We start from the raw sequence: 12,606 nt of genomic DNA on the forward strand, positions 1-12,606 counted from the left end.
CATACAGGATACCGATCATCATGACCTCTCCCTTGCTGCACGCCCCGCTGGGTTTTGGACTGGGTCTGCGCCCGCCACACTATGCGGCCATCCTCGACGAGCAAAGCCCGCTAGGCGCCGAGATAGACTGGTTCGAGATCATCAGTGAGAACTATATGATCCCGGGCGGCCGCCCGCTCTACTTTCTGGACCGGATACGCGAGCGCTGGCCAGTGGTGATGCACGGGGTGTCCCTCTCCATTGGCAGTACCGACCCGCTGGACCTGAACTACCTGCGCGACCTGAAAGCGCTGGCCCATCGCGCCAAACCGGCCTGGATCTCGGACCACCTGTGCTGGACGGGCGCACACGGTGCCCAGGTACATGACCTGCTGCCCCTGCCCTTTACCGAAGAAGCCGTCCGCCATGTGGTGAGCCGGGTTCGGCAAGTGCAGGATGTGCTTGGCCAGCGCATTCTGCTGGAAAACGTGTCCAGCTACCTGCAGTTTGAAGAAGACGAGATGCGCGAGTGGGAGTTCATCAGCGCCATCGCGGAAGCCGCAGACTGTCTGCTGCTGCTGGACGTGAACAATGTCTACGTCAGCAGCGTCAACCACGGGTTTGATCCCGAGGCTTACCTGGCTGGTCTTCCAGCGCGCAGGGTACAGCAGTTTCACGTTGCCGGACATGAAACCAGCCCTGACCTGCTGATTGACACCCACGACCACGCAGTGCCCGACCCGGTCTGGCAACTGTACCGCTCAGCGGTGCGGCGCTTTGGCCCGGTGTCCACCCTGCTGGAACGGGACGATGATCTGCCGGATCTGGACATACTGGTGCAGGAATTACAGCTCGCGCGTGACCATCAGGCATCCAGCCTGAAGGTGGCGGCATGAGCACCTCGCTGCTGCAACGACAGCACAGCATGCTGGCAGCCATTGCCGCAGCAGACGCCCCGCACGCGAGCTGGATTCCGGCAACCGCAGGCATTGCTGCCGAGCGGCGGATCGGGGTGTACCGCCATGCCTATCGCGCCCGGTTGGCCGCTGCGCTGCAGGACAACTACCCCATGCTGTACCGCCTGCTGGGCGATGCCCATTGGTCCGAACTACATGCTGCCTATCTGGCCGCGCATCCCCCGGTACATTACTCCATCCGCTGGTATGGGTCTGAACTGGCCGACTTCCTGCTGCAGGGTGGTTTTGAGGGGCACCCGGCCATGAGCGACCTGGCCCGGCTGGAGTGGGCGTTGAATACGGCATTTGATGCACCGGATCACGCAACCCTCACGCTCGAAGCCGTCCAGGCCTTGCCTAGCCTGACCTGGACAGAACAGCCGCTGGCACTGGTCCCTTCCCTGCGCTTGATCGCCGTACAGTATGCCGTTGGCCCACTCTGGCACCAGCTGCAGCAAGACCCGGAGCAAGTCGGCGAGCCCGAGGCGATAGCGGGGTACTGCGTGGTGTGGCGACAAGACAGCCAAAGCCGCTTCCGCCACCTGGAACCGCTCGAAGCAGGCTTGCTGCAGCACCTGCAGTCGCAGCCGGCCAGTTTCAGCCAACTGGCAGATGGGCTGATGCAGCAGCACGCCGATGGGCAACTCGCCACCGTGCTGGCGCAATGCCTGCAGCAGTGGTTGCAGGATGGCCTGCTGCTGCCGTGGGCGGAATAAAGACTCACAGCCCTGCCTTGCTTGCACCTGCTGGCAATGTCTATCCTGATGGCATGAAACGTTGGTGGGGTTGGATCATTCTGGGCTTGATCGGCACGCTGTTGACGGCGTTCAGCGCCATGCTGCTGACCACGCCGATCGACATGGGCGGGCCAATGGCCATGGACCTGAGCAGCTGGCTGGGCTGGGGCCTGCTGCTGCCCTCCGCCAGTTGCCTGCTGTTTGGCCTGCTGCGTCCAGTCCAGCTGGACACCCGTTCGGTGCTGTGGGGGTTGGTCGGCCTCGCGCTGCATGGGGTCAGCTTTGCGCTGTCACAACCCATGCTAGAAGTGCCCGCAGCAGGCTTGCTGCTCTGGGCCTTGCGCCGTCACCCACTGCAACCCCAGCCGGTGGGTCTGTTCATCCTGGCCAGCGGGGTGACCCTGTTGCCGGTAGCACTCAACTTTCTGGACATGCCCCCCATCACTGAGGGTGCCTTCCTCTACGCCCGCTATCATGACCCGATGTACCTGAGCCAGCCTGCGGCACACTTTGCGGCCCCACTGGTGATCCTGCAGCTGCTGTGGGGACACTGGCTGCAAGCACGCCATCAGCCGGGACTCGCCCCCACTGGAACCTGGGCCAGCCATTTGCTGTTGGGCAGTCTGCTGATCGGCGGCTATGCCCTGTTCATCCAGCATGGGGTATACCAGACGCCGATACAGCGGCTGAGCCAGCCAGACGGCAGCACCCTGCTGCAACCGGCAGCCGGGCCGTGGCCCGCACTACTGCTGTCCGCCGGGCTGATGCTGATCATCCTGCTGGCCTTTTACTGGCGTCGCCGCAGCCTGTGGGCGCGCAACCTGTTGCCATTCAGCCTGCAAGCGCTCTTGCTGGTAGTGAGTACCACCTGGCTGTATGCCGCCACACCCGAGCTGTAGCCTGACGCCTATTCCGCCCCAAACACCTTGCTGCGCAATCCCTTGAGCTGATCGCGCAGTTGGGCGGCGCGCTCGAAGTCGAGGTCCTTGGCAGCGGCCAGCATCTCTTTTTCCAGCCGCTTGATTTCACGCGCCAGCGTTTTCTCGTCCATCTCGGCCAGCTGAGTCTGCTCGGCCTCAGCCAGACGGCGCGCGGCAGCTTCGTCATACACCCCGTCGATGATGTCCTTGATGCGCTTGGTCACGGTCAGCGGCGTGATGCCGTTGGCCTCATTGAAGGCCAGTTGCCGGGTGCGGCGGGCGGTGGTCAGATCAATGGCGCGACGCATGGAGTCGGTCATCTTGTCGGCGTAGAGGATGGCCTTGCCGTGGATGTGACGGGCGGCACGACCAATGGTCTGGATCAGCGAGCGCTCGCTGCGCAGGAAGCCTTCCTTGTCGGCGTCCAGAATGGCAACCAGCGACACTTCCGGCAAATCCAGCCCCTCTCGCAGCAGGTTGATCCCCACCAGCACGTCAAACACCCCCACCCGCAAGTCGCGCAGGATCTCTACCCGCTCCACGGTCTCGATGTCGCTGTGCAGATAGCGGACCTTGATGCCGTGCTCACTCAGGTAATCGGTCAGGTCTTCCGCCATACGCTTGGTCAGCGTGGTCACCAGTACCCGTTCCTGCACCGCCACCCGTTTGGTGATTTCGGACAGCAAATCATCCACCTGGGTCAGGACCGGACGAATTTCCACCTCCGGGTCCACCAGCCCGGTGGGGCGCACCACTTGCTCCACCACCTGCGCCTGGTGTTCCTTTTCGTAGTCTGCAGGCGTAGCGGAGACAAATACCGTCTGCCGCATCACCCGCTCGAACTCTGGAAAAGTCAGTGGCCGGTTGTCCAGCGCGCTGGGCAAGCGGAAACCATACTCCACCAGATTTTCCTTACGCGCCTTGTCGCCCCGGCTCATGCCGCCAATCTGCCCGATCATCACATGCGACTCATCAAGGAACATCAAGGCATGACGGGGCAGATAGTCGATCAGGGTCGGCGGTGGTTCACCAGCTGCCCGGCCCGACAAATGCCGGGAGTAGTTTTCGATGCCCTTGCAGAAACCCATCTCGTACAGCATTTCCAGATCAAAGCGGGTGCGCTGCTCCAGCCGCTGCGCTTCCACCAGCTTGCCATTGGCGTAAAAGAATTCCAGCCGGTCTTTCAGCTCGGCCTTGATGTCCTCCGCCGCTCGCAACACGGTATCGCGCGGGGTGACGTAATGGCTGCCGGGGAACACGGTGTAGCGGGACACCCGCTTCTGCACATGCCCGGTCAGCGGGTCGAACAATTGCAGGGTTTCCACTTCATCATCGAACATCGAAATGCGGACTGCCAAGTCCGCACTTTCCGCCGGGAACACATCCAGCACGTCGCCGCGCACCCGGAACACGCCACGCTTGAACTCAATGTCATTGCGTTCGTACTGCATGGCAATCAGGCGGGCAATCATGTCACGTTGCTTGATCCGCTCGCCTTCTTTGACGTGCAGAATCATCTGGTGATATTCCTCGCGGTCACCGATACCGTAGATGCAAGACACCGAGGCCACCACAATGCAGTCTGGCCGCTGCAGCATGGATTTGGTGGCCGACAGGCGCATCTGCTCGATATGCTCGTTGATCGCCGAGTCTTTCTCGATGAACAGGTCGCGGCTCGGGACGTAGGCTTCCGGCTGGTAGTAGTCGTAGTAACTGACGAAATACTCCACCGCATTTTCCGGAAAGAACTCGCGGAACTCAGCGTAGAGCTGGGCGGCCAGGGTTTTGTTCGGCGCCATCACCAGGGCCGGGCGCCCGGTGCGAGCAATCACATTGGCCATGGTGTAGGTCTTGCCGGAGCCGGTCACCCCCCACAGGGTCTGAAACGCCAGGCCGTCGTCAATGCCTTCGACCAGTTGCCGGATCGCCTCGGGCTGGTCACCCGCCGGCGGAAACGGCTGGTGCAGTCGAAACGGAGAGTCAGGATACGTGATGATTTCAGCCATAGTGTGCTGAGTATACCCTGCCCTGCTGACAACCGGTGTCAGCAGGCAACATCCTGACTTTACAAATCTTTACCGACCGCACATCAAGGGTTTACGCCACAGGGCTAATCTGCACTCATGGCATGTTGCCACAGACCCAGGAGCCCATAATGTTTGAACGTATCAAGATGATGAAGCACCGTATCCGCATGCACCGCTGGCAACGGCGTGCGCTACTGGCCAGCAGCATGGGGCTGGTACTGGCAGGTGGCGTCTACGCCATGGCCCCGAATGGCGGATGCACTGGACCCGCCAACTTCATGCAGCACGGCAATCCGGAAGTGATGCAGGCCCACCTGCAAAACCGGCTAAAGTCTGCGCTGCAAGAGGTCGGGGCCACTCCGGAACAGCAAGCCAAACTGATGCAGTCGGCCACCAAAGCGTTTGCTGCCATGCGCGACATGCGGCCCGATGCACGCCAAGGCGAGGAGCTGAAGCAGCTGCTCTCCAGCCCAACACTGGACACCGCCAAACTGGAGGCGCTGCGGGCCGAGCGCATCAAGCGCATGGACGAAGCGTCGCGCCAGATGAGTGGCTGGATCACGGAAGTCGCGCAAACGCTGACGCCGGAACAACGGGTCAAACTGATGGAGCGGATGTTGCCACAGCGGGGTCATTTTGGTCATCATGGCTGACCGTCAGCCCGCCGACCTGGTCATGGGGCGTGCTGCCGCGCTTCATGACCCTGATGGACGGATGATGCAGATTCTACTGATTGACGACGACCAGCGTCTGACCCGGATGCTGGCAGACTACCTGCAGTTGCAAGGCCTGCAGGTACAGACTGCGGCAACCGGGCAGGCGGGTTTACAGCTGTTGCAACAGCAGCGTTTTGACGCGCTGGTACTGGACTTGATGCTGCCGGATGCGGATGGTCTGGACCTGTGCCGGACCATCCGCCAGCAGTTTCCCTTGCCGATCCTGATGCTGTCTGCCCGTGGCGATGTGGCGGATCGCATTGTCGGGCTGGAGCTGGGCGCCGACGATTATCTGGGCAAGCCGTTTGATGCGCGGGAACTGCTGGCGCGCCTGCGGGCCATCACCCGCCGCCAGCAGGATGAACCCCGTGCTCAGCTGCTGCAGCTCGGCAGCATAGAACTGGACCCGGACAGCCGGACGCTGAGCGTGGCGGGTGAACGTCGCGCGCTGACTGGCCATCAGTTTGATTTGCTGTGGTGTCTGGCCCGCAACGCAGGGCGGGTGATGAGCCGCGACCAGATCATGCAGTCGATGCGCGGGGAACATCTGGAAGCTTTTGATCGCAGCATTGACGTACACATTTCCAAGTTACGGCAAGCACTGGGCGACGACCCCAAGCAGCCGGAACGCATCCTCACCATCCGTGGCATCGGCTATATGCTGGCCCGCCCGGCGACGGACTGATCAGCATGCGACATCGTCACCGGCAGCGCCCTGCCCGCCCCCGCATTCGCCACAAGCTGTACTGGCATATTTACCTGACTCTGGTGCTGGCCTTGCTGATCTTTGCCGGCATGGCGGCCTTGTTGTTCCACACCTTGGGCGGGCCACCAGTGCCGCCGCAGTGGCCGGTGGCGATCAGTCGCCTGCTGCAGCACAGCCTGCCCCCTGCCAGTGCGCCACCTGCGGTGCAGCAGCAGGCGCTGCAGGACATTGCGGGCGACCTCGACATGGCCATCAGCCTGAACGCCGCCAACGGGCAAGTGCTGGCACAGCTGGGCCCGCGCCTGCGTGTTTCACCGGAAGAAGAAGCCCCACGTGGCCCGGTGCGCAGCTATCGGCTGGCGGACGGCCGCGTATTGCATGTGGGCCGCCCCCCGCATCCGCCGCTCTCGGTTCCTTTATTGAGCGCGCTGGCCATTCTGGCGGTCGCCGTGGCCATTGCCGCCTGGCCCTTGAGCCGACGCCTGACCCGCAGCATGGACCGTTTGATCAGCCGCATTGATGCGCTGGGTGAGGGGGATTTCCAGACACCGTTGCCGCTGGAAGGACCCGCGGAGGTATCGCTGCTCGCCACCCGCTTTAACGCTGCAGCTCAGCGCATTCACGCGCTGCTGCATGCTCACAAGGAGCTGCTGGCGCATGCGTCGCATGAGCTACGTTCACCGCTGGCCCGCTTGCGCATGGTCAGCACCCTGCTGGCCGATCGTGCGCCGGACGCACTCCGCACCGAGCTGGAACAGAACATCACCGAACTGGACGAACTGGTCGAAGAAATCCTGCTGCTCAGCCGGCTGGATGCCCGCCCGCAGCCCGCACGCATGGACAGCGTAAACCTGACGGCCTTGTGTACCGAGCTGGCGGCGCAATATCAAGCCAGCGTCACGCTGGCCAACCTTCATTGCCAGGGAGATGCCCGCATGCTGCGCCGACTGGTGCGTAACCTGCTGGAGAATGCGCAGCGCTACGGTGCACCGCCGATCACGGTAGGGCTGCTCGAGCAGGATGGACGCGCTGTCCTGCAAGTCTGCGACGCGGGCCCCGGCATCCCGCCAGACGCCCAGTTGCGCTTGTTTGAACCCTTCTACCGTCCGCCTGGCGCCGCCGAAGGCGATGGTGGTCATGGTCTGGGGCTCGCGCTGGTCGACCGCATCGCCCGCCACCATGGCGGTCAGGTCGAATACCGGCAACAAGGTAGCGGTGGCAGCTGTTTCACAGTATATTTGCCGCTCACGGGCCCTCGACAAAGCTGAGCCTCGCCCTTTACCATGCCGCATAACGGAATGGAGTTCTGCAGCATGGAAGAAGATGATCTGGGTGCGGGCAAAGACCGCTTGTTTGTCACTGCGCTGGCGCGCGGTCTGACCGTATTACGGGCCTTTCAGCCCGGTGACAGCTTGCTCGGCAATCAGGAACTGGCCGCACGGACCGGTCTGCCCAAATCCACCATCTCGCGTCTGACCTATACCCTGCTGCAGCTGGGCTATCTGGCACAGGACCCGGACAGTGGCCGCTACCGGCCTGGGGTCGGGGTTCTGGCGCTGGGCTATGCCGCCCTCTCGACGCTGGACATTCGTGATGTCGCCGCACCACTGATGCGTGCACTGTCACAGGAAACCGGGCATTCGGTCACACTGGCTGCGCGCTCCGGTGTCAGCATGATTTATGTGGAAGCCAGCCGCGCCCCGACCCGACTTGGTATCAAGCTGGATGTCGGCTCTACCGTGCCACTGGCCACCACCGCCATCGGCCGCGCCTGGCTGGCGGGTCTGCCTGCGCATGAACGCGCAGCAGTTCTGGAGGAGCTGAGCCAGCACTATGGCACACGCTGGCCGACCATCCAGACCGGGCTCACTGCGGCTTTGCAGGATTACGCTGAAAAAGGCTATTGCCTGTCTCTGGGAGAGTTTGAGGCGGATATTAATGCCATCGGTGTCGCCCTCAAAGCCAGCCCGGGACAGCCACCATTGGCCTTGAACTGCAGCGGCCCGGCCTTTCGCCTCAGCAAAGCCATGCTGGAGGACGAGATTGCCCCCCGCTTGCAGGCCTTGGCCAGGCAATTGGGAGGCCGCGCCTAACCGTCAGGCGTGACCCGCCAAGGGTGGTGTCGCCTCAATGTTCCACTTCTTCCTGGGCACGCGGATAAACCCGCACCAGCAGGATACGTGGACCACTCATCCGTTTCACCACCAGGTCGAACGCGTCAAAGCGCACGCGGTCGCCCTCTTTCGGCACATTGCCCAGCTTGAGCATGATCAGGCCGCCTACCGAGTCGACCTCTTCAGTTTCGATGTCAATGCCGAGTGCCCGCTCCAGCGAGAAGATTGGCAGACTGCCCTTGCCGATCAAGGTGCCATCATCCAGCTCGGTCCAGTCATTGCGCCCCTGGCGGAATTCGTCGCGGATTTCCCCCACCAGTGCGGCCAACAGGTTATCCAGCGTCAGGAAGCCAAGCGGGGCCTGCCCCTCGCTCTGGATCACCGCAAAGTGCGGTGCCCCTTCGCGGAAGCGGCGGAACAACTCCAGCGCGGGCGTTTCAGGGGCGACAAACTGCACGGGCCGCACAAATTCGCTCAGGTCATCCAGCGTCTGCCCTTTACGCTCGGCAAAGAACAGATCCTTGATGTGAATGACACCCGCCACTTCACCCTGCTCATCCAGCCAGGGGTAGCGGCTGTAACGATTCTGCGCAATCCGCTCCAGGCTCTGCTCCACTGAATCCTTCGCCGACAGGCTGACCATTTCGTTGTAAGGCCGCATCAATTCCACCACATCGAGTTCGCTGAACTCGAGGGTGTGCGCCATCACGTTCCATTCGTCGCGCGTGAATTTTTCACTGTTGCGGCTGGTGCGCAGGATCAGCTTCAGCTCATCGGCGGAGTAGCTGCTGTCATGACCATGCCCGCCCGTCACCCCGAACACCCGTAGCACCACCGATGCACTACGGTTGAGCAGCCAGATGGCCGGGTACATCAGCCAGTAGAAGATGAACAGCGGCAGCGCGGCAAAGATCGCCACTTTTTCCGACATGCGGATAGCCCAGGACTTGGGTGCCAGCTCACCCACAACAATATGCAGGAAGGAGATGATCAGGAAGGCAAAAGCAATGGAAATGTACTGGATGACCTTGACGTTTTCCACGCCGAGACCATGCAACACCGGCGTTAGCAGGTCGGCAAAGGCTGGATTGCCCGCCCACCCTAACCCCAACGAGGCCAGCGTAATCCCCAGCTGACAGGCAGACAGGTATTCGTCCAGTTGACCATGTACCCTGGCCAGAATGCGGCCCGGCAGCCCGTAGACGCGGGCGATGGTCTTTACTCGGGTTTGCCGCAGTTTGACCAGCGCGAACTCGGCGGCCACAAAAAAACCGTTCAGCACTACCAGCAGCAGTGCCAGGATGATATAAAAGAATTGATTCATGGGCGGGGGGGTACCCCGAGCTACCTCATCGTCAAGCAGATGGCGGCATTATAGCGCATCCGCTAACCCGACCGGCAGCAGCATCATTTTCCGCAATGCAACAACACAGCCGCCCGCCCTTCGCCTATAATGGAAATCAGAACGTCCGACATCGGTAACGCATGAAACTGATCATCTCCCTCACCAGCCCGTATGCCCGCAAGGCCCGCATTGTTGCGCTTGAGAAGCAGCTGACGCTGGATTATGAAGTCGATGTCCCGTGGAATGCAGACACGCACGTGCCTGACTACAACCCGCTGGGCAAGATTCCTGTGCTGGTGCTGGATGATGGCGACACCCTGTATGATTCACGGGTCATCGTGGAATACATGGATCGCCTCTCCCCCGTCAGCCGCCTGCTGCCGCAAGAAGGCCGTCCGCTCACGCGGGTCAAGCGCTGGGAAGCCCTGGCCGATGGCATGACCGATGCCGCTGTCACCATTTTCCTTGAGCGCAAGCGCAGCAGCCTCAAGCAGGATGAAGAGTGGATCGCCCGTCAGCACGGCAAGATCAGCCGCGCACTGGCGGTGATGGCCGAGCAGCTGGGGGACCGGTTGTGGTGTGTGGATGAAGGCTATACCCTGGCGGACATTGCCGTGGGTTGTGCTTTGGGCTACCTGGAACTGCGCTTCCCGGATATCGACTGGAAAACCCAGTACCCCAACCTGGAGCGCCATTACCAGAAGCTGCTGGAGCGCAGCGGCTTCCAGGATACGATACCGGTGGTCTGACCGAGACAGCAGAATAAAAAACAAAACGGGGCTTAATGCCCCGTTTTGCATGGCGCGCTAGCCCGCAGTGTCACGGCGTATACATCACCTCGCGCTTCCCACTCATACGCACCCGCAGGCTACCAGCGGGCACACTCCCGCCCTCCACCTGCGCAGCCTGTGCACCAAAGTTGGCCGTCAGCGTACTGCCATCCTCAAATGTGGTCTGCTGCACCAGCCGGTCGGGCGACAGCCAGCGAAAAGCTGTCATGCGCTGGGTCGCCAGTTGCTCGTGCTGCGGGCGAAACACCGAGTCCAGCTTTTGCAATAGTGGCAAACGACTGCCCAAAGTAGCCTCACTCAAATGCAACATGGGTGGCACGTTGTACAGCAGGTTGAGCAAAATACGTCGTTGAACCTCACCCTGGAACTTGAGGTTGTCCGCGGACCAGTGATGGCTGCTGATCAGCGCACCATGGAAAACCGTCTGGTAGAGTGGCAAGCGGTTAGCTGGCTCAAACAAGGTGCTGCGGTAAGGTTCCTTCACCGGTACGGCTTTGAAAAAGACTTCAGGCTGTTCCGCCGGATAATAGCGTCCAAGGTAGTACGGCGAGGTTTTGTCTTTCAGGGCTTTGTCGCCCCAGCCAAATACCGTCGTCTGCATACCGTGGGCAAACAGGATGCCGGAGGCGGTCACCGCATTGCCACCTTCTGAGCCCAGCGGTAACTGCTGGCCCAGCCAGCGCTGGCTGGTGACATAACCTGCGGCGACAGCCGACTGATCCTGCTTGCGGGAGGCGGCATGGTCGTCAAACAACATGCCCGCAGCGTAGGCATCCAGAAACCAGCTGTTGAAACCGGCGGCGGCCTTGAGCTGCTGCACACGCGCTTGCAGCAGCGGCCGTACACAATCCGGATTGGTGTAGTGGCCTGAGCCTTTGAAGCCGGATTTGGCTTGCCCATTCGCCTTGATGATGGCGCAACGTGTATAGGCGTCCTGCCCCAGATGGGCACTGTTCCAGTCTGGCTCCGTGCCGTGCGGCAAGGCGGTTTCGTAGGAATCATAAGGCCCGATCAGATAGCCTGCCGCTACCGCAGACCGGATGGCCTCCGGGTGCCACAGCCCACCCTCCCAGCTGTCCAGCCCCAGCCATAGCCGCGCCAGGCCCGCTTGCTGCAATCGTTTGACGGTTGCAGTCGACACCCCGCCACCCCATTGCGCTGGTGCCGCCAGGGCCGCTCCCCACTCCTGCTCTGCTTGCTGACGCAAGCGGCTGTAAGCGGGCGCAATGGCTGCCATGTCCATGGTTTCCTGCTGCCAGTTTTGCCGGGCCATCGAATACAACGCTTCATTGACCGCAGCAACCAGGGTACGCTTCTGGTAGCCATCGGCAGTGGCTGGCCATTGTGCCAGCAGCTGTAATGCATCAGCAGACAGTTTTGCCCGCACCGCTTGCGACAAGGGCCCGCCCCCTTTCAACTGGCCAACCCAGGTCGGCCAATCCTGCACATCCTTGCTGGCCAGCAAACCGCCACCCCACAGGTAAATATGGCTGGCCCCAATCAGCTTGCGCCCCTCTGGCTGCTGTTTCAGTTTATCCGCCAACCCCTCGACCAGCCCCTGTGATTGCAGCCAGTTTCGATACCATTTGGCGCCGGCCAGCACATCACCCTGTTCCAGATGCAAGGTTGCCGTCATGGGCTTGCGCTCACCCAGAACCGAGAATTGATGCGACACATTGAGCGCCAGCCCTTTGCCATCGGCCGACCATTGCAAGGTATTGTGGTAGGGATTGGTCAGTATCCAGTGCAAGCCCCACTTGCCGTGGTCCAGCCCCCATAGTGGCAGGCTCAACGACTCGGTACTGTCCATCTCGGCATACTGGCTCATGATCAGGGATTGCCAGCCGGTATGCCCTGCGGGCACATAGCCGCCTTCGCCCAGTGGCAATACCATCCCCCGCCCCATGGCGGATGCAGGCTGCTGCAGCCAGGAGAGCGTGCTGGCTTTATCGGCCTGAACACTCAGGTTCAAATCCGCGCCACGCAGGGTCATCGTCCATTGAAAGCCAGGCCAGCGCCAGCTGGCCTGCTGCTGGTCCTGTTTCAACCCCGAAATGTCTTGTGCCACTTTCTGTCCCTGGCTGACCACAATACGATCACCGCCCGCCGGGATAACCTGCATCGCCAGGGTAGCCGGGTCCACCCGGATCTGCCATTGCGCATTGCTCAGCAATACCTCGGCCCACGTGGATGAAGTTGCCAGCCATAGCAGGCCAGCCAGATAACGAATACGCAAATCCCACTCCTTCTGTCGCCCCCTGCCCCGATGGCAGGACGTTCGGCCGTATTGCAGCATGGCCTACGCGGAGCTTTGT

General features: G+C 61.6%; 11 protein-coding genes. 8 read left to right on the forward strand and 3 right to left on the reverse strand.

Going from position 1 to position 12,606, the window contains the following annotated elements; genetic code table 11:
* The first annotated feature begins 20 nt into the window (after positions 1-20).
* The 3 genes from ACE3O2_RS12065 to ACE3O2_RS12075 are packed head-to-tail and all read left to right on the forward strand — an operon-like array spanning position 21 to position 2,571.
* Positions 21-875 (forward strand): DUF692 domain-containing protein, encoded by an 855-nt coding sequence (locus tag ACE3O2_RS12065; RefSeq protein WP_374337809.1) that lies wholly within the window; start codon positions 21-23, stop codon positions 873-875.
* The gene (locus ACE3O2_RS12070) at positions 872-1,651 is read left to right on the forward strand and encodes a DUF2063 domain-containing protein (RefSeq protein ID WP_374337811.1); all 780 of its coding nucleotides are present in this window, start codon (positions 872-874) and stop codon (positions 1,649-1,651) included. The genes ACE3O2_RS12065 and ACE3O2_RS12070 overlap by 4 nt, the downstream gene beginning before the upstream one ends.
* Positions 1,652-1,704: 53 nt before the next feature.
* The gene (locus ACE3O2_RS12075; RefSeq protein WP_374337813.1) at positions 1,705-2,571 is read left to right on the forward strand and encodes a hypothetical protein; all 867 of its coding nucleotides are present in this window, start codon (positions 1,705-1,707) and stop codon (positions 2,569-2,571) included.
* A gap of 8 nt (positions 2,572-2,579) precedes the next feature.
* Here the strand turns inward: ACE3O2_RS12075 and uvrB are convergent, their stop codons facing one another.
* A complete protein-coding gene (gene uvrB / locus ACE3O2_RS12080; protein ID WP_168877227.1) occupies positions 2,580-4,598 on the reverse strand; it encodes an excinuclease ABC subunit UvrB in 2,019 nt (672 codons plus the stop codon).
* Positions 4,599-4,747: 149 nt separating this feature from the next.
* Here uvrB and ACE3O2_RS12085 point away from each other — a divergent pair, with 149 nt between their 5' ends.
* The 4 genes from ACE3O2_RS12085 (at position 4,748) to ACE3O2_RS12100 (ending at position 8,134) form a co-directional block, all read left to right on the forward strand.
* Positions 4,748-5,272, forward strand: coding sequence for a periplasmic heavy metal sensor (locus ACE3O2_RS12085; protein WP_374337815.1), 525 nt, complete (start codon positions 4,748-4,750; stop codon positions 5,270-5,272).
* Between the two features lie 61 nt (positions 5,273-5,333).
* Positions 5,334-6,020 (forward strand): response regulator, encoded by a 687-nt coding sequence (locus tag ACE3O2_RS12090; RefSeq protein ID WP_205882023.1) that lies wholly within the window; start codon positions 5,334-5,336, stop codon positions 6,018-6,020.
* A 5-nt stretch (positions 6,021-6,025) separates the two neighbouring features.
* Complete coding sequence (locus ACE3O2_RS12095) at positions 6,026-7,309, forward strand: sensor histidine kinase (RefSeq protein WP_374337818.1); 1,284 nt, start codon at positions 6,026-6,028, stop codon at positions 7,307-7,309.
* A gap of 45 nt (positions 7,310-7,354) precedes the next feature.
* The gene (locus tag ACE3O2_RS12100; protein ID WP_168877230.1) at positions 7,355-8,134 is read left to right on the forward strand and encodes an IclR family transcriptional regulator; all 780 of its coding nucleotides are present in this window, start codon (positions 7,355-7,357) and stop codon (positions 8,132-8,134) included.
* A gap of 34 nt (positions 8,135-8,168) precedes the next feature.
* On the opposite strand, the gene ACE3O2_RS12105 is transcribed toward ACE3O2_RS12100, so the two are convergent.
* Entirely contained in the window at positions 8,169-9,479 is a 1,311-nt protein-coding gene (locus ACE3O2_RS12105; RefSeq protein WP_374337820.1) for a hemolysin family protein, read from the reverse strand.
* A gap of 161 nt (positions 9,480-9,640) precedes the next feature.
* Here ACE3O2_RS12105 and ACE3O2_RS12110 point away from each other — a divergent pair, with 161 nt between their 5' ends.
* Positions 9,641-10,249, forward strand: a complete 609-nt coding sequence (locus ACE3O2_RS12110) for a glutathione S-transferase C-terminal domain-containing protein (RefSeq protein ID WP_374337822.1) — start codon at positions 9,641-9,643, stop codon at positions 10,247-10,249.
* A gap of 70 nt (positions 10,250-10,319) precedes the next feature.
* Here the strand turns inward: ACE3O2_RS12110 and ACE3O2_RS12115 are convergent, their stop codons facing one another.
* Entirely contained in the window at positions 10,320-12,527 is a 2,208-nt protein-coding gene (locus ACE3O2_RS12115; RefSeq protein WP_374337824.1) for a glycoside hydrolase, read from the reverse strand.
* Positions 12,528-12,606: the final 79 nt, after the last annotated feature.

Origin of the sequence: Leeia sp., assembly GCF_041909055.1 — a bacterium.
Lineage (GTDB): Bacteria > Pseudomonadota > Gammaproteobacteria > Burkholderiales > Leeiaceae > Leeia > Leeia aquatica.

Coding starts and splice junctions, on each gene's coding strand:
- ACE3O2_RS12075 (WP_374337813.1), top strand. CDS start 1,705: ATGAAACGTTGGTGGGGTTGGATCATTCTGGGCTTGATCGGCACGCTG.
- ACE3O2_RS12095 (WP_374337818.1), top strand. CDS start 6,026: ATGCGACATCGTCACCGGCAGCGCCCTGCCCGCCCCCGCATTCGCCAC.
- ACE3O2_RS12105 (WP_374337820.1), bottom strand. CDS start 9,479: ATGAATCAATTCTTTTATATCATCCTGGCACTGCTGCTGGTAGTGCTG.
- ACE3O2_RS12070 (WP_374337811.1), top strand. CDS start 872: ATGAGCACCTCGCTGCTGCAACGACAGCACAGCATGCTGGCAGCCATT.
- ACE3O2_RS12065 (WP_374337809.1), top strand. CDS start 21: ATGACCTCTCCCTTGCTGCACGCCCCGCTGGGTTTTGGACTGGGTCTG.
- uvrB (WP_168877227.1), bottom strand. CDS start 4,598: ATGGCTGAAATCATCACGTATCCTGACTCTCCGTTTCGACTGCACCAG.
- ACE3O2_RS12110 (WP_374337822.1), top strand. CDS start 9,641: ATGAAACTGATCATCTCCCTCACCAGCCCGTATGCCCGCAAGGCCCGC.
- ACE3O2_RS12090 (WP_205882023.1), top strand. CDS start 5,334: ATGATGCAGATTCTACTGATTGACGACGACCAGCGTCTGACCCGGATG.
- ACE3O2_RS12085 (WP_374337815.1), top strand. CDS start 4,748: ATGTTTGAACGTATCAAGATGATGAAGCACCGTATCCGCATGCACCGC.
- ACE3O2_RS12100 (WP_168877230.1), top strand. CDS start 7,355: ATGGAAGAAGATGATCTGGGTGCGGGCAAAGACCGCTTGTTTGTCACT.